The sequence below is a fragment of the Streptomyces sp. NPDC048637 genome (assembly GCF_040650675.1).
GTDB lineage: Bacteria > Actinomycetota > Actinomycetes > Streptomycetales > Streptomycetaceae > Streptomyces.
In genome coordinates this window covers 193,275-210,012 of record NZ_JBEZHQ010000007.1, presented here as the reverse complement: position 1 = coordinate 210,012, position 16,738 = coordinate 193,275, and the positions used below count along the sequence as shown (strand labels likewise).

The window sequence follows — 16,738 nt, the reverse complement described above, 5'->3', positions numbered from 1 at the left end:
CGGTCCGTCGACGCCCGTGACGCGGGTGACGCGGGTGACGCGGGTCGCGCGTGCCCCCTCACAGCCGCAGGCGGTGTACCCGGGCGAGGAGCAGGACGGTGTCATCGGCCGGGGAGCTCGGTACGAGGCGGGCGAGGATGTGGTCCGCGGCGGCTTCCAGTGAGTCGGGGAGCCGGCTCAATTCGGTGCGGAGCGCCGTCAGCCCCTCGTCGATGTCGTGGCCCCGCGACTCGATGAGGCCGTCGGTGTAGAGGACGAGCGTGGTGTCGTCGGGCAGGTCGATGTCCGTCGACCCGAAGGGGCAGCCGCCGACGCCGAGCGGGACCCCCAGAACCTCGTCGATGAGCTCGGTCCGGCCGTCGGGGTAGCGGAGGAGGGGCGGGGGGTGGCCGGCGCTGGCGATCCGGGTGCGTCCGGTGACGGGGTCGTAGCGGATGTAGAGGCAGGTGGCGAGTTCGATGCCCGCCTCCTGGGCGCAGTGGTCGAGTTCGGTGAGCAGCTCTGCCGGTTCCTGGTCGTGCCGGGCCAGTGCCTTGGCGGTGATACGCAGCCTGCCCATCGCCGCGGCGGCCGAGACGCCGTGTCCCATGACATCGCCGACGACCAGGGCGACTCGCTGGTCGGGCAGGGCGATCATGTCGTACCAGTCGCCGCCGACCTCGGTGACATGACTGCCGGGCAGATAGCGATGGGCGAGGTGCAGGGCGGGGCAGGTCCCCAGGGAGCTGGGCAGCAGCGCCCGTTGGAAGGTGAGCGCGATGTTCCGCTCCCTGCTGTACAGCCGCGCGTTGTCCAGGCAGAGCGCGGCCCGGGAGGCGAGCTCCGCGGCCAGGCTGAGGTCCTGCTCGGTGAAGGCCGGCCGGGCCGCGGACCGGCCGAAAATGGCGATGCCCTGCACCGTTCCCCGGGCGATGAGCGGGGCGAGGAGGAGACAGGTCAGACCGCTGCCGGCCAGCACCCGGGCGCGCGCTTCGTCCAGCACGGTCCGCAGGATGAACTCCTGGTTCACCGGCACGGAGATCGGACGGCCGGTCCGCAGCATCCGGTGGATGGCGGAGCCCGGCGGATAGTGCACTCCTTCCACCCCGCTCACCAGCTCCGTCGCGGGAGGGGGCAGCACGGTGCCGTGGGCGAGGCGGTGAGTGATCACCGGCAGTGCCGGGTCGAACGACTTGCGCTCGTCCAGCCATTCCACCAGCTCCACCACGGCCGCGTCGGAGAAGTCCGGAACCACGGCATCGACCAGTTCCTGGGATGTGACCTTCACGTCCAGGGTGGTGCCGATCCGGGTGGACGCCTGGTCCAGCAGCGCCAGCCGCTGACGGGTGGCGGTCGCCTCCACGATGGCCTGCTCCCGGTCGGTCACGTCCACCAGCAGGCCGCCCAATCCCGGGCGGGTGCCGCCTGCCCGGGAGAGCGGGAAGAAGCTCACCGACAGCACCTTGTCCCGGTCCGGATGGCCCCGGGTGCGCATCCCGACCCGCACCCCCGCGAGGGGCTTGCCCTCCTCGGCGACGCCGCGCAGCATCCGCTCGTATTCGCCGCCGTCCGCGGTGATCATGATCTCGGTGATGCGCCGTCCCAGGTGTTCCTCGATGGGCAGCCCATTGATGTCGGCGAGCCCCTGGTTGAGGTGGGCGTAGCGCAGTTCCTCGTCGAGCATGACCAGGCCGATGGGGCAGGTCTCGAAGAGCGCGTCGAGGAAGGCGAGATTGGTCTTCACCCGGTCCAGTTCGTCGCCACGGCTCGCCAGGGCCATGACCACCGAACGTCCCGCGGCCCCGGCCACCGGGAAGACCCGGAAGCCGCAGTCGAAGACCGAACCGTCCAGATGTGTGGCGAGCAGACGCCCACGCCAGTAGCCCTCGGTCCGGCCGCGCTCGGCCAGGCGGGCGCAGGCGTCGGAAACGTCACCGGGAGAGGCGGGGAAGAGCAGAGCGCCGGGCTTCGCCAGCATCTCCGCGGCCCGGTAGCCGAAGAGATGCTGTGCGCCGGGGCCCCAGTAGCAGACCCGGTTGTCGTCATCGATGCCGAACACGGCGACGGCGACATGCTCCAGCAGCGACCCCGGCTCGGACCAGAGCGGACCGCGAGCCTGCTCGTCGCTGGGCCGATCTGATGGCACCGGCTCGTCCTTCCACCCGCCGCGCACGGGGGCCCGTCCGCCCTCCGTACGCCAGAGCGGCTCTCTTCATTCTGCGCCCGTCCCTCCTGTGCGGACACTCGGCGTGGCACGGGACCGGGACAACCGGCGTCGCGGCCGCCGTACCGCTGCGCTTCCGGCCCTCATGACCGCTGCGCGACGGGCCGGACCCCGCCACCGCGTACCGCGGCGCACCAGCACCTGCGGCGGCCGCAGTGGCGCGGGGGTGTGCGGGGCAGCCCTGCACGGGACGGATGGGTGACCCGTACGGACGGATGGGTGACCCGTACGGGACGGATGGGTGAGGAGCCTGCCTGACCTGGGAGGCATCTCTCAACTGCCGTACGGGGCCGGGCGGATCCGGATGACATTGGCTGGAATCCCGGTGTGAGGGGACCTGTCGATGCGGCTTGGGTGAAGAGGTCCGCAAGAGCGCTGCGTGAGGGGTACGGGTGTACGACTACATCATCGTGGGTGCCGGGTCGGCCGGATGTGTGCTGGCAGCCCGGCTCACCGAGGACGAGAGCACCCGCGTTCTCCTTGTCGAGGCCGGGCCGGTGGACGATGCGCAGGAGATCCACGTTCCGGCCGCCTTCAGCAAGCTGTTCCAGACGAAGTACGACTGGAGCTACCTCAGCGACTGTGAACCGGGGCTGGACGGCCGGCGCCGGTTCCTGCCGCGAGGCCGGATGCTCGGTGGTTCGTCGTCGATGAACGCGATGATCTACATTCGCGGCAACCGCCGCGACTACGACGCCTGGGCCGCCGCGGGTGCGGAGCAGTGGGGCTGGGACGACGTCCTGCCCTACTTTCTGCGCGCCGAGGACTTCCGGGGGGAGCCATCGCCGTGGCACGCCACCGGCGGACCACTGACCGTCAGCGAAGGCCGCTCACGGCATCCGCTGATGGCCGCCTACGTGGCGGCCGCCCAGGAGGCCGGCCACCCCTACACCGCGGACTTCAACGGTCCGGAACAGGACGGTGTCGGCTACTACCACCTGACGCAGCGCGCCGGTATGCGCTGCAGCACGGCCGTCGGGTATCTGCGGCCGGCTCTGGAACGGCCGAATCTCGAAGTGCTCACCGGCGCCCAGTGCACCCGGGTGCTGTTCGACGGCGATCGCGCGGCCGGGGTCGAGCTGGAACGGGGCGGTGAACTGCTGCAACGGCGCGCCGAGCGGGAGGTGGTGCTGTCGGCCGGGGCGTACAACTCCCCGCAGCTGCTCATGCTGTCCGGTATCGGCGTGGCCGAGGAACTGGCGGCCCGCGGCATCACGCCCCGGGTGGACCTCCCGGTGGGGGAAAACCTGCAGGACCACCCGCACATCGGCCTCTCCTACCTGACCGACACCGAATCCCTGCTGACCGCCGAGACGCCGGACAATGTGCGCATGCTGGAGTCCGAGGGCCGTGGCCCGCTGAGCTCCAACGTCGGTGAGGCCGGGGGGTTCCACCGCACCCGCGAGGGGCTGGACGCTCCCGACGTCCAGGTACACGCCACACCGGTGATGTTCCACGAGGAGGGCATCAGCCCGGTCACCGACCATGCCTTCATGTTCGGCGCGGTCCTGCTCGCCCCCACCAGCCGGGGCAAGGTCTCGCTGCGGTCGGCGATCCCCAGCGCCACACCGCACATCCTGCACAACTACCTGACCACGGAGGAGGATCGCACCACGGTGGTGCGGGCGCTGCGGATGCTGCTGGACATCGCCGACCAGCCCAGCCTGCGCAAGCACCGTCGCGCCGACTTCCGCGTCCCCCGCTCCACGGACGACGCCGGGCTGCTGGAGTTCGCCCGGCGTGAGCTGCAGACCCTGTACCACCCGGCGGGCACCTGCTCGATCGGACCCGTGGTCGACTCCCGGCTCACGGTGCACGGTGTCAGCGGCCTGCGCGTGGTGGACGCCTCGGTGATGCCGACGGTGGTGCGGGGCAATACCAACGCTCCCACGATCATGATCGCGGAGAAGGCGGCGGACCTGATCCGCGGCCTCCCGGCACCGGCCTGACCTGCGCGCCGGCGCCTGGTGAGCGCCGGCGGCGGCCCCGAGGGCCGAAGCGTCCATGCCGGAATGCCGTCCGGTTCCGTGAGCGGGACCGGACGGCATTCCGGGGCGTGATGTGCGGGTTCAGCTGATCCGTGCGGGAACGAGCAGGCGTTCGCGGCCCAGGGCCGTGGCCGTGGTGTCGCCGTACATGACGAGCTTGCCACCGGGCCAGAGCGCGAGAAGGTCGTCCTGCCGGGTACCACCGCCGAAGGCACCTGCGGTGACCAGGCTGCTGTAGCGCCATGCGGACTTCGCGGGGCGGAGCTGGTGTTCGGCCTTGAAGCCCTTGGCGGCGATGTTCTCGTAGACGGTCACTTCACCGTCGGACCAGCGGACGAAGAGATCCTGGTCGCCGGCGGCCGCGGCGAAGTTCCCGGCGACGCTGTCGCGGGCGTGTGACCAGGTCGTGTTCTTGCGTTTGGCGAGCTGCTTCTCGGCGTGCAGACCCCGGCCGTCCACATTGGTGTAGAGGGTCATCTCGGCGTCGGACCAGCGCACCACGAGGTCGTCGCGGCGCGCGTTGCCCCCGCCGAACCGGCCGGCCGTGATGCCCTCGGCATGCGTCCAGGTGCCGTTGGGGCCCTTGAGCTGGATCGCGTTGTTGAGCTTGTTGGTTTCGTTGACGTCCTTGTAGAGGGTCAGTTTGCCGTCGGCCCAGCGGACGAGGAGGTCGTCGGTGCTGTTGCCGGTGAACTCTCCCGCGGTAACGGCCTTCGCCTGCTTCCAGGCCCGGTCCTTCTTGTCGAGCCGGATGTCCTTGCCCAGGCCGTAGGCGCGGTTGCCGGGGAAGAGGGAGACTTCACCGTCGGACCAGCGCACGATCAGGTCGCCGGTGTTGTTGCGCACCGAGCCGGAGTGGAACCGGCCGGTGAGGACGGTGGTGGCGTGTTGCCAGGTGGTGGCGTCACCGAGGGGGTTGACGGTATCCGGCGCCGCGTCCGCGACCGCCTGGTGGTAGAGACGGAAGACGTCGTTGTCGAACTGCGAGCTGTAGGAGATGTTGTCCTGGAGCCCGCCGGTCTTGTAGCCGCCTATGGCGCCGACGAGGTTGCCGCGGCTGCCGTCGAAGCCTTCCAGGAACGGACCGCCGCTGACGCCCGTACGGAAGCCGTCGCAGCTGATTTCCATGAACCGGCCCTGGAAGGCCCTGGTTCCGTTCGTGCACTGCAGTGGGGTCTTCTGGCCCCCGGGGTAGCCCGTGAGCGTCACCTCACGGCGGGCCAGATTCGCGGTGGGGACCGCCGTGAGCGTATTGCCGCGGCCGATGGCGTCTTCCAGGAGCTGTCCTTGGGAGTTCGGTCCGACGCGCAGGACGGCGAAGTCCACATCGTCGCTGGGTGACGAGGACAGATACCGTTCGTCGATCCACACCTTGCCCAGCTCCATCGGGAAGAGACCGTACGGCCGCTCCCCGGGCTGGCCCGCCGGCGAGGCCCCGCCGCGGTAGCCGGGCACGAAGGCGACATTGCGGTACGGCTTGCCGCCCTTCAGACAGTGGGCCGCGGTGAGCACCAGACGCTTGGTCGGCGAGGTGACGGCGCTGGCGCTGCAGAACTGGTTGGGCGTCGCCGACCCGTCATCACTGCGGATCAGGAACACACCGACCGTGGCGACTCCCGATGCGACCTGATGGCTCGGCGCGAACAGTGCACGCCGGCCCGCCACATCGGGGGCACCCTGCAGGTCCTGGCCCTTTTCCCCGACCTGCACCGCGTCCACGGGGACGGCGCTGCGAATGCGCTCCGGCGTCCAGTAGCGCTCCAGCTCCTGCGCCTTGCGTATCTCGTCCGGTGTCACGCCCTTGGAAGGCTTCACCGGGCCATGAGAAGGCGTTACCGTGCCGGCCGGCGCCGGGGTGGTCAAGACGGCGGGAACATCCGGTGCCCGAAGGCCGCTGAGCAGGGACGCTTGCACGCCCTGAGCCGTGGGCGCGGTCCGGGCATCCGGCGACGCTTGGTGCGCGGCGAATGCCGGAACGGCGAGCGCGATCGAGGCGCAGACGCCGACGGCAGCGGCGCGCACCCAGGGTATTCGTTTCATGAGCCTGTCCGTTGAAGGGTCGAAGCGACCGGGTTCAGCTGAGGAAACCGGGGGCGGGGGTGCGTTCCCCGCCCGGGGATTCGGTGTTGCTCGTGCATTTCATGGCGCGCTTCCTCCGGATCAGCGGGGCGAATCCTGATCGCCGCCGGCCGGTGTCGAATTCACCGGCTGCGCTGTCCTGAAAGAATGGCCAGATCTCGCTACTTTTACCGAGCGCTTACCGGCCTGCGGTGAGCTGCTTTTCGGCATACCGGCCGTCCGCATCGACGATGACCCCACCCCTGGTTCCTTTGTTTCCTTCCGCACGCCGGATAGGCGAAGGAAACTGCACGGCAGGGGTGGGTACGTCGGCGAGACCTCGGGAGAGAAAGGTCGTCAGACTTCGGCCGGTGATCCTTCCGGGATGGGCGACAACGCATCCGCGGTCCCCCCATGGATGTAATGACAGAATAAGAAGCTGGAGGAAGGTATCACGAAACCACAGGCAAAAGCGGACAGCGGGCGCTTTGCCGAATATCAAGTCCCTGTGATGTCAGTCACTTGACGCGGCGTCAAGTGACTGCGATGTGCGCCTGATGCCGCTTTCGTCATTTCTCGCCACGGAAGGGGAATGGGAATGGCTTGATTGCGCACCCACCCGCCCAGTCCGCGTTCCGCCCGCCGAGATGCACAGCGCCCATGGGCCTATCGGCGGCGGGCGAGCGTGATGATCTCCCGGCTCGCACCGGTGATGGGGCCGCCGTCCCAGGCACCGTAACGGGCCTCGATGGCGAAGCCCGCGTCGGCGAGGAACGCGTCGAGCATCGCCACGTCAAGGAAGCGCAGGCTGGTCCGCTCGACTCGGAGCACGGTGCCGTCGGCCGCGGCCGTCGTCCTGGTGAAGGTGACCACGTCACCGATGACGGACTCGGTCTCGTGCCACACCCGCAGGGACCGGCCGGCCGCGTCGACGACATCGGATGCCCTGGCCGGATTCCACTCCTCCCAGGCACGCGCCTGCGGGTGCCGCGTCTCGAACGCGAAGCGACCGCCGCGGCGCAGCGCCGCGTGGACCGCCGCGAGCGAGGCACGCAACTCCGCGTCGGTGACAAGGCATTGGAACGCATGGCTGGTCATCGTCGCGAGCTCGAATGCGGCGTCCCACCGCGCGGCCGCCGCAGTGCCCTCGACCCACTCGATATCGGCGCGACGCCGGGCGCGGGCAAGTGCGGCACGGTCGGGATCGAGTCCGACGAGGTGGCCCGGATGGCCATGTTCGCGAGCGAGGTGCAGCATGGCGCCGGTACCGCAGCCGACGTCCAGGACCGAGCCCGCGGCCATGACCAGCGCGTCGTAGAAGCCATCACTGGGCCACTGTTCCGGGTCCCACGGATTCAACAGGTCGTACAGCGCGGCGGCGTCCGCGTCGGTGAACAGCACCCCGGTTCACCGACAACCGGTGAGCTGCGGGGCCGGACGCTGCCTGCATCTGCCGGCCCGCACCCCACACCTCAAGGCCGCAGTTCGCCGTCGAAGACGGTGACCGCCCGGCCGATCAGGGTGACCCGGTCGCCGCGTAGCTCGACGCCCACCCGGCCGCCCCGCGGGGAGAGTTGGACGCCGGTCAGTGTGGTGCGGCCCAGCCGTCCGGCCCAGTGGGGTGCGAGGACGCAGTGGGCGGCGCCGGTAACGGGGTCCTCGGGGATACCTGCGGCGGGGGCGAAGACGCGGGAGACGAAGTCGTGGTCGGCGCCGTCCGGGGCGCTCGCGGTCACGATGACCGCCCGGCCGCTGAAGTCGGCCAGTGCGGCGATGTCCGGGGTCAGGTCACGCACCGTTTCCGCATCGGGCAGTGCCACGAGCAGATCGTGCCTGGCCCGGCCCGTCCACTTCGGCTCGGCGCCGAGGGCCTCGGCGAGGTGCGGGGGCACGGGGGTTGCGGTCGGCACATCCGTCGGGAAGTCCAGGGATATCGCGCCCTGGCTGTGGCGACGGGCGGTCAGTGCACCGCTGAGGGTGTCGAAGTACAGGACCGCGTCAGGGGCAGTGGCCTGGGTCGTGTGGAGCACGTGGGTGGTGGCCAAGGTGGCGTGACCGCACAGATCGACCTCCACGGTCGGCGTGAACCATCGCAATCCGTAGATGTTTTCCGCCGTCGGGTGCACAAAGGCGGTTTCCGGCAGGTTGAGTTCGGCGGCCACCCGCTGCATCCAGGCGGCGTCGGCCGGCTTGTCCAGCAGACACACACCGGCGGGATTGCCGGCGAAGGGGCGGTCGGTGAACGCATCGACGATGAAGGCACGCATGCGTCCGACGCTACTGGTTGTGGCTCGTCCTTGGGGTATGGGTTTGGCGAGGGCACGGGGAGGGGGGTGTGATGGGGCCCGGTACGCCGCCCTTGTCGCCTGCGCCCCGGATGCAGGACTTCCTCGGCGCTGGGTGTCCCGTACGTCTTTGGGTGGCCCGTCGGCCATCGATGTGCCGTAGTCCGCCATCCGTTCCGGCAGTCATTTTCACTCCGGAAGTGAGCATCTTTTGGCCTCTTCTGTCTGACGGAGCATGGGAGGGGCAAGCTGTTCTCGCCATGGAAGCCGGATACGTACTCAGGGGATTGCGGGCCATCGCGTTCGCGGTGGTCTGCGTACTGCTCACGGCTGTCGGGCATGTGCTGACGTCCGGTGCGGTGCTGCCGTGGAAGGTGCTGCTCACAGCTGCGGCAGGGGCCGCGGGAGGTGCGTGGTGCTTCGCCGGCCGTGAACGAGGTCCGTTGACGGTGGCGGCCCTGACGGTGGGTACCCAAGCGGCCCTGCACTCCGCCTTCGCCCTCGGGCAGGCGATCGACCACGCCGGGCACAGCAAGCTGTCCTGGGCCACGCTGTGGTGGGAATCGCTGCGGTGTGGTGGCGGTGTACCACTTGATGACATGCGGGCCTCAACTGGCCTGCGCGCGGCCTTGGTTGACGGTTCACCGGTGCAGGTGGTGGCGGGTGGCGGGCACTTCGTTGGTCTGTCGGTGCCGGGCCAGATGCCCGGCATGGGGCACCTTCCGCATCCGGGGACGCCGGGTGGCGTCGGTGCGATGCTCGCGGCGCATCTGCTGATCGCGACGCTGAGCGTGTGGTGGATGTGGGGCGGCGAGCGCGCGGTCTTCCGGCTGGTACGGACGGTGTCCCTCGCTCTCGTGCCGCGTATCCGCCTCGTTCTGCAACCCGTGCTGCCGACCCTCCCTGCGGACGCCCGGGAACCGGAGCGGACACCGCACCGCGCCCTGCGTCGACTGCTCCTGGTCCATGTCGTCTCGCGCCGGGGCCCACCGCTGGAGCCGGCTGTCCACTGACAGCAGTGCGCCCTCCGGGCCGCGGACGGATCTCGCGCGCACGCCGCGCCGGCCGCGCCCGCCCCGACACTCCGGTCCCGACGCCGTCACAGTGACCGGATCCAGCGAAGGACTTCCGATGATGACGCCTGCCCAGATGCCGGTATCGCAGATACCCGTGCCCATGGAACTGCGCAAGGGAGAGGAGGCATCGCATGCGTGCGGCTGAGGACGCCCTGGTGACCAGGTGGGCTTTGGAGGGCCGCAGCGGCGACGAGGCCGCCGTCGAGCGGTTCGTACGGGCCACCCGACGCGATGTGCTGCGCTATGTCACGCATTTGAGCGGTGACTTCCAGGCGGCGGACGACCTGGTCCAGGACACCTATCTGCGGGCCCTGAAGGGCCTCCCCTCCTTCGAGGGCCGGTCCTCGGCCCGTACCTGGCTGCTGACGATCGCCCGGCGCACGGTCGCCGACCGGATCCGTGCCAACCGGGCCAGGCCCCGGGTCGCCGCGCTCGACGACTGGCAGGCCATGGCGGAACAGGCGCAGCCGGAGATCCTGCCGGGATTCGACGAAGGCATCGTGCTGGCCGATCTGCTCTGTGCTCTTACGCCCGCGCGGCGGGAAGCGTTCGTGCTCACCCAACTGCTCGGGCTGCCGTATGCGCAGGCCGCCTCGGTGGCGAGGTGTCCCGTGGGCACCGTCCGGTCCCGGGTGGCCCGGGCCCGGGAGACGCTGATCGCACTGCTGAACTCCGCTGAGGGCAGCACCGCGCGGCGGCCGGACAGCGCGGAGCGGGAAGCGGCGCCGGCGGGGTTCGGCGCGAAGTGGCAGGTGCCCGCTTCGACGGCGTCGGCCTGAGGCGGTATCCGCGGCGGCCGGGGCCGGAAGCGGGGCCGGGAGCCGGATGAGGTGGTGGCGGCGGCCGGGCGGGAGGCCGGGGTGCAGGGACGCGCTTGGAGCAGCGTTCCCACGCCCCCCGGCCCCCCGGGCCCCGCAGCCCGGCCCCGCAGACCGGTCCGCGCCCCGGTGCCGCGCGCCGGTCCCGCAACCCCGGTGCCACGCCCCGGTGCCGGGACCGCTCCGCGGCCGTCGGCGGCCGTCGGCAAGCAGCGGCAGGCGGCGGCAGGTGACGGCAGGCGTCAACAGACGCCGTTCGCACCGAACCGACAGCGCCGCCGGTATATCCCGTGACGCGTCGCCCGGTTCGCTCCCCGCGGAGAAAGTGATGTCGGTGGGAACCCGACGGCCCGGCGGTCCGACTAGTGGGCTGTGGAGCGCAGCAAAGAGCGGCCGGAGCCCCCAGCGGCACGGCAGGAAAGCAAGTCGTCCGGTCTCGACGTACGGATGCACGGCGTGGTGTGCCGGCACGGCCGTCTGGAGGCCGTGAGCGGTGTGGATCTGGACGTGGCCGCCGGTGAACGGATCGCGCTGACCGGTACGAACGGTTCGGGCAAGACGACACTGCTGCGGGCGGTGCTGGGGCTGCACCGGCAGGTCGACGGCCAGATTCTCGTCGGGCGGCGGGGCTGTCGTAGCGCCGCGGAGTGGGCCTGGCGCCGACGGGCCTGCGCATGGATACCGCAGCGCCCGGCCGCCGGGCGCTTCCCGCTGCTGGCGAAGGAACTGCTGGCGAGCAGCGGCGCCCCGGCCGAGGCCGCGGGGGCCGCCGACCGTCTGGGGGTGGGTGCGCTCGCGGACCGTCCGCTGAGCAGTCTGTCCGGTGGGCAGTTGCAGCGGATGCATCTGGCGCGGGCGGTGGGGTGTGTGGCCGCCGGGGCGGGGGTGCTGCTCGCCGACGAGCCGACGGCGGCACTGGACTTCGCCGGGCAGGAGGAGGCCGCGGAGGTGCTCACCACGCTGCCGGTGACGGTGCTCGTGGTCACCCACGACCGGGCGATGGCCGCGCGCTGCGACCGGACGCTGGAGATGGCCGCCGGACGTCTGCGGGAGGTCCGGTGAGTGCGCTCGGACAGGTCGGTGACCTGCTGCAGCTCGTCCCCGTACAGCGCGCCGGGGCCGGTCTGCTGCTCTCCGCGCTGGGCCTGCCGGTGGTGGGCGTGGTGATCGTCGGGCTGGACATCATGCCGGTGCGCTTCGCGATGATGCATGTGGCGCTGCTGGGTATCGCGGTGGGGCAACTGGTGGGCCTGGACCCGGTGTTGTGCGCGCTGCTCGCCTGTGCGCTGGCCGGTGCCGGGGTGGCTCCCCTGGCGCGTACGCCGGACGGTCTGTCGGGGGCGATGGGGCTGCTGATGAGCCTGGCCATCGCCGCCGCGCTGCTGATGCTGGCGTTGTCCGGGGTGAACGCGAACGGGGCCTTCGCGCTGCTGTGGGGGTCGATTCTGGCGGTGCGCCCCGTCGACCTCGCGGTGCTGGGTGCCCTGGCGGTGGCTCTTCCCGCGCTGTTCGTCTGGCGGCGCCGGGACCTGTCGCTGCTGCTGCACGACCGGGAACTGGCGCTGTGTTCCGGGGTGGCGGTCCAGCGGCTCACCGTGCTGCTCCTGGTCCTGGTGGCGGTCGCGGTGGCCGGTGCCATCCGGCTGACCGGTGCCTTGCTGGTGGACGCGCTCACCCTGCTGCCCGCCCTCGCCGCCCGCCGGCTCGGCCGCTCCCTGGTGTCGATCACGCTGTGGGCGATCGGCATCGGGCTGGTGGTGAACGTCGCCGGCTTTCTTGCCTCCTTGGCCTGGGACCTGCCTCCCGGGCCGGTCCTCGTCCTCGCTGCGGGTGCGGTCGCCCTCGCAGCTCATCTCATCCCCGAACGGAGAACCCCCTCATGGCGCGCACCCGCGTCCTCATCCGTCCCCTCACCGCACTGAGCGCGGGACTGCTGCTGATCTCCGGATGCGGCTCCGGCGCGGCCTCGGAAGACACCGCGGCCGGCACCTCGGACAAGGCTGCCGCCGGGCCCGTGGTGGTCGCCACCACGGTGTGGGAGGCGGCGCTGGCGAAGGCCGCCGGGGCGAAGAACGTCACCTCCATCGTCCCCGCCGCCATCCGGCATGCGCCCGATTACGACGTCAAGCCGTCCGATCTGACCAAGGTGGCGAAAGCCGACTACGTCCTCTACTCCTCGTTCGAGCCCTTCGCCGGCCGGATCAAGGAGGCGGCGGGCTCCCAGGCCAAGATGATCGAGCTGAACCTGGACAACACCCCGTCGAAGACGACGGCCAATGTGACGCGTCTGGGCAAGGCGTTCGGTACGCAGCAGGCGGCCGCGCGGTGGAACACCACGTTCGGCAAGGAGTGGGAGTCGCTGAACAAGAAGGTGCAGGCCGCCTGGCCGGGTGGCAAGGCCCCGGCGGTGACGGCGCAGATGTTCACCACGTGGGCGGCCAAGCTCGCCGGGGCACAGATGGTGGGCACGTACGGCCCGGAGGCGGTGACTCCGGCTCAGCTGTCGAAGCTGTCTGCGAAGAAGCCGGAGTTCGTGCTCGACAACGAGAACATGTCGACCGGAACGGTACTGCCAGGTGCGGGCGCCAAGCAGCTGAACATCGCCAACTACCCGGGCCAGGACCTGGATCTGCTGGGGGTGTACCGCAAGGCCGCGCAGCAGATGGAGAAGGCGTTCGCCGGGTCCTGACCGGACGGATCGCCGTGCGGTGGTGGGTCGTTGGAGCGTACCGGCCCACCACCGCCGGCCGGTCACCCCGTCCGTGCGGGCTCGTCCGGGAGCCCGGCGGCGAGCCGCTCGCGCAGTGCGGCGCGGTCGGGTTTGCCGGCGGGAGTGAGGGGCAGCGCGCCGGTCACCGGCAGCAGCTGCTCCGGGTGCTTGCGGCGCTCCAGACCCCGTGTGTCGAGGTGGGCACACAGGCTCTGCAGGGTGATCTCCCGGCCGGCTCTCGGCACCACACAGGCCGCGAGCCGCTCCCCCATCAGCGGATCGGGCACGCCCACGCAGATCACGTCCCGGACGTCCGGGTGCGAGGAGAGCTCGCCCTCGACCTCTGCGGGGCTGATGTTCGCGCCGCCGCGGATCACGATGTCCTTGAGCCGGCCGACGACCCGCAGGGTGCCGTCGGCGGCGAACGTCCCCAGATCGCCGGTGCGCACCCAGCCGTCGGCCGTGCGGTAGCGCATGTTCAACTCGGGGGCGCCGACGTAGCACAGGGGCGTCATCGGGCCCCGCGCGAGGATCTCCCCGGTCCCGTCCGAGGCCGCACCGTGCGGTGGCGCGATACGGATCTCGCAGACGGCGGGGTCGGGCCGGCCCACCACGATCCCCGGCCCGTCGTCCGGGAGCAGGTCCCGCTGTGCCGTGCCGGTATGGCAGTTGACCCCGTCGGCCGATCCGTAGAGGTTGACCACCGGGCAGCCGAAGACCCGGGCCGCCTCGTCGTGGGTGGCCGCGTCGAGCGCGGAGCCGCCCAGGATCAGCGCCCTCGGCCCGTCCGCCGTACGGCTTTCCGTTCCGCAGCGTTCCACCATCATGCGGACCATCGTGGGCACGCCCAGCACATGGGTGGGCCGATGGGTGCGCAGGGCCGCCAGCGCGTCCTCGGGCGTGAAACGGTCGAGCAGTACCAGGGTTCCGCCGTGCCGGGCGAGGGTCACCGCGGTCCCGTTGCTGCCGAACGCCGAGGCGAGCGGGACGAGGAACAGACACCGCGGCGGGCTGTCGTCGACCAGCAGGGAGGCGAGGAAATTGCCACGGCCACCGGCGAGCGCGTTGTGCGAATACGCCACCATCTTCGGCTCCGCCTCGGAGCCGGAGGAGACCAGGATCCGGGCCGCGGAGTCGGGATCGGGCCGTTCGGGGGTGAAACCGGCCCGCTCGTCACCGGTCAGGCCGGCCAGCGACCGGCACCCCGCGGGGACCGGGCCCGGGCCGGCGGCGAGCACGGTGTGCAGGGCGGGCAAGGCGTCGGCCCGTTCCGCCAGTTCCCTGGCGTGCTCGATCCCCCGGAACGCGGTGGCCGCGATCACCGCCCGCGCCCCGGAGCGGCCCAGCAGCGACACGGCTTCGCGTCCGCCGCGCCCGATGGGGAAGGGCAGGGCGATCGCCCCCAGGGCGGCCAGCGCGAGATCGGCGGCCACCGCCGCTCTGCTGTTGGGCAGTTGGACGCCCACCACGTCGCCCGGTCGGATACCGGCCTCGGCGAGGCCGGCGGCCAGACATCGCGCCTGGGTGTCCAGCTCGGCATAGCTGGTCTCGCCCTGTGCATCGATCACGGCGGTGCGGAGGGGGTTCCGCATCCGGTGTGCCCGGAACAGCGCGTACAGGTCGAGATCGGGGCAGTGTCCCGCCGCCGCCCAGGTGCGGCGGAGCGTGCCGGGAACCAGGTCGTGAATCCGATGGTTCATACGAATCTCCAGGGCGTGGGGACGGCGAGGGAGCCATGGGCGTCACGGGTGAAGGCGCCGCGGAGGCGCTGGTCCTGTGGGAGCGCACCGAGGTCGGTGGCCACGGCGGTCGCGGCCAGTCCGTCGGCGCGCAGCCCGTCGAGCGCCTGCGCCGAGGTCAGCTCCGTCAACCGGGCCGCGCGGGCACCGGCGGCGGCAGCGGAGTCGTCGGCGGGGGCTATCCAGCCGTCGGCGGTCGGCAGCGGACGGCGGAAGCCCGCGGGACGGCGGAGTGCCCCGCCGGCCGCAGCCCGGTGCAGCGCCGGTGCGGTGAGCGCCTCCGCGGCGCCCAGCAGCGAGGACTCCACCCTTACCCCGCGGCCGCTGCATTCGCGCAGCAGCAGACCGGCGACGACGGCTTCGGCGCCGAGCAGTCCGCCGAGGACGTCGAGCAGGGTCATCAGGGACGGCGCGGGCGGTTCGTCGGCGGGGCGCGCCACCGTGCCGACGCCCGTACGGGCCTGGACCATGAAGTCGGTGCCCATCGGAGCGCCGGGCAGCCGCCCGGCCCAGCCGCCGGTGTAGGCGTACACCAGCCCCGGGTTGACGGCCGTCAGCCGGTCGGCGTCCAGGCCGAGCTGTTCGGCCTTGCCCGGAGCCCAGTTGTGCAGGAAGACATCGGCACCGGCGGCCAGCTCACGCAACTCGGCCTGTCCGACGGGGGACTTGATGTCGATCTGTACGGCGTTCTTGCCCCGGTTGAGCGCGAGCCATCGGGCGGAGATGTCCTCGCAGCAGGGCGGCATACCGCGTAGCGGGTCACCGCCGGGGGGTTCGATCCGGAGGACCTCGGCGCCGAGCTGACGGAGCAGATGGGCGGCGAGCGGGGCCTGGATGCGGCGGCCCGCTTCCAGGACCGTCAGCCCCGCGAGGGGATGTGCGGCAGAGGAGACGGTGCCGGTGGCCGGCGGGGGCCGGTCCGCGGTGTGGGGGGTCAGGGTCCACGGTGCCGTCCCGGCCGTCGCTCCGGGCAGTGCGGCCGGGGCGTGCAGGAGGCACACCTCCGCCCCCGAGGCGGCTGCGGCCTGTTGCACCCGTGCCCAGGACGCGGAACGTGCCGCCCGGTGCAAGGCCTCGGGTATCGGGGCGCAGGCGGTGGCGTACCGGAACTGGAAGGGCTGCCAGCCGGTGCGGATGGCCTCCTCGGGCGCACCGAGGTCCCGCCAGAACCGAGCCCAGAGGACGGGGTCCAAGGCCTCCAGCTCGAACCGGGTGCCGCACCGGGCGGTGAACGGCGGCCCGCCCGGTGACAGCGGTACGGCCTCGGCCTCCGGGGCGTTCGCCGCCGCGAGGTACTGGCCGAGGGTGAGCAGCGCGGCCCGGTCGGCTCCGGTGGTGACCTGCGCGGGGCCCGCGCCGCCGCGCGCCCGGCCGAGCAGGGCGGCGAGCAGGCCCTGCACGGTGAGCACGGAGGCACAGGTGGCGGCGTAGTCGACGGCGAGACCACGCGGCCGGCCGTCGCGTCTGCCGTGTACCTGCATCATGCCGGTGGCCGCCTGGACCGTGGCCTCGTCGACGGCGTCCGCGTCCGGCAGGACATCGGCCCAGGCGGTGTACGCGGTGGCCGCGCCCGGCGCGCCCGCGGCCTCGAACGTCGCGTGCCCGGTGTGCGGTCCGGGCGTCTGCGGTGTCAGGGTCGCGCCGAGTGCCCGCAGATGGGCGGCCGCCGGCGTGGTGAGCGCCGGCGGGCCCTCGACCCGCACGGTCACCTCTTCCAACGGTTGGGACGCGTGGATGACGGCAGGGTGTCCCACGGCACTCCTCTCCGGCGGCGCACCGCCGCCTGGTTCACACACAGACACGGGAACCAGACGGCGTCCGGCGCCGACCAACTCCACGGCCAGTAAGTCGGACTGTCCGT

The 16,738-nt window shown here is 71.5% G+C and carries 12 protein-coding genes; 6 read left to right on the top strand and 6 right to left on the bottom strand.

The features are described from left to right. Nucleotides 1-58 precede the first annotated feature (58 nt). Complete coding sequence (locus AB0C46_RS12980; RefSeq protein WP_362827862.1) at nucleotides 59-2,125, bottom strand: SpoIIE family protein phosphatase; 2,067 nt, start codon at nucleotides 2,123-2,125, stop codon at nucleotides 59-61. Nucleotides 2,126-2,595: 470 nt separating this feature from the next. On the opposite strand from AB0C46_RS12980, the gene AB0C46_RS12975 reads away from it, so the two are divergent. Continuing rightward, nucleotides 2,596-4,152, top strand: coding sequence for a GMC family oxidoreductase N-terminal domain-containing protein (locus AB0C46_RS12975; protein WP_362827861.1), 1,557 nt, complete (start codon nucleotides 2,596-2,598; stop codon nucleotides 4,150-4,152). A gap of 120 nt (nucleotides 4,153-4,272) precedes the next feature. Here the strand turns inward: AB0C46_RS12975 and AB0C46_RS12970 are convergent, their stop codons facing one another. The 3 genes from AB0C46_RS12970 to AB0C46_RS12960 form a co-directional block, all read right to left on the bottom strand. After that, nucleotides 4,273-6,006 carry a hypothetical protein gene (locus tag AB0C46_RS12970; RefSeq protein WP_362827860.1) on the bottom strand — a complete coding sequence of 578 codons (1,734 nt, stop codon included), beginning with the start codon at nucleotides 6,004-6,006 and terminating at the stop codon, nucleotides 4,273-4,275. A gap of 909 nt (nucleotides 6,007-6,915) precedes the next feature. Next, the gene (locus AB0C46_RS12965; RefSeq protein WP_362827859.1) at nucleotides 6,916-7,650 is read right to left on the bottom strand and encodes a methyltransferase domain-containing protein; all 735 of its coding nucleotides are present in this window, start codon (nucleotides 7,648-7,650) and stop codon (nucleotides 6,916-6,918) included. A gap of 71 nt (nucleotides 7,651-7,721) precedes the next feature. Beyond that, a complete protein-coding gene (locus AB0C46_RS12960) occupies nucleotides 7,722-8,516 on the bottom strand; it encodes a PhzF family phenazine biosynthesis isomerase (RefSeq protein ID WP_362827858.1) in 795 nt (264 codons plus the stop codon). Between the two features lie 278 nt (nucleotides 8,517-8,794). Between AB0C46_RS12960 and AB0C46_RS12955 the strand changes: the two genes are divergently transcribed. From AB0C46_RS12955 to AB0C46_RS12935, 5 genes are all read left to right on the top strand, one after another. Beyond that, nucleotides 8,795-9,547: a PE-PGRS family protein gene (locus AB0C46_RS12955; protein WP_362827857.1), complete on the top strand. Its 753-nt coding sequence runs from the start codon at nucleotides 8,795-8,797 to the stop codon at nucleotides 9,545-9,547. Between the two features lie 194 nt (nucleotides 9,548-9,741). Beyond that, nucleotides 9,742-10,389: a sigma-70 family RNA polymerase sigma factor gene (locus AB0C46_RS12950; RefSeq protein ID WP_362827856.1), complete on the top strand. Its 648-nt coding sequence runs from the start codon at nucleotides 9,742-9,744 to the stop codon at nucleotides 10,387-10,389. 486 nt (nucleotides 10,390-10,875) lie between these two features. Continuing rightward, nucleotides 10,876-11,490, top strand: a complete 615-nt coding sequence (locus AB0C46_RS12945) for an ABC transporter ATP-binding protein (RefSeq protein ID WP_362827922.1) — start codon at nucleotides 10,876-10,878, stop codon at nucleotides 11,488-11,490. Beyond that, the gene (locus AB0C46_RS12940) at nucleotides 11,487-12,350 is read left to right on the top strand and encodes a metal ABC transporter permease (RefSeq protein ID WP_362827855.1); all 864 of its coding nucleotides are present in this window, start codon (nucleotides 11,487-11,489) and stop codon (nucleotides 12,348-12,350) included. Before AB0C46_RS12945 ends, AB0C46_RS12940 begins: the two co-directional genes overlap by 4 nt. Continuing rightward, nucleotides 12,308-13,117 (top strand): zinc ABC transporter substrate-binding protein, encoded by an 810-nt coding sequence (locus AB0C46_RS12935; RefSeq protein ID WP_362827854.1) that lies wholly within the window; start codon nucleotides 12,308-12,310, stop codon nucleotides 13,115-13,117. The genes AB0C46_RS12940 and AB0C46_RS12935 overlap by 43 nt, the downstream gene beginning before the upstream one ends. Before the next feature lie 62 nt (nucleotides 13,118-13,179). Here the strand turns inward: AB0C46_RS12935 and AB0C46_RS12930 are convergent, their stop codons facing one another. Next, nucleotides 13,180-14,838: a class I adenylate-forming enzyme family protein gene (locus AB0C46_RS12930; RefSeq protein ID WP_362827853.1), complete on the bottom strand. Its 1,659-nt coding sequence runs from the start codon at nucleotides 14,836-14,838 to the stop codon at nucleotides 13,180-13,182. Further along, entirely contained in the window at nucleotides 14,835-16,631 is a 1,797-nt protein-coding gene (locus AB0C46_RS12925) for a CoA transferase (protein ID WP_362827852.1), read from the bottom strand. The genes AB0C46_RS12930 and AB0C46_RS12925 overlap by 4 nt, the downstream gene beginning before the upstream one ends. Nucleotides 16,632-16,738 lie beyond the last annotated feature (107 nt).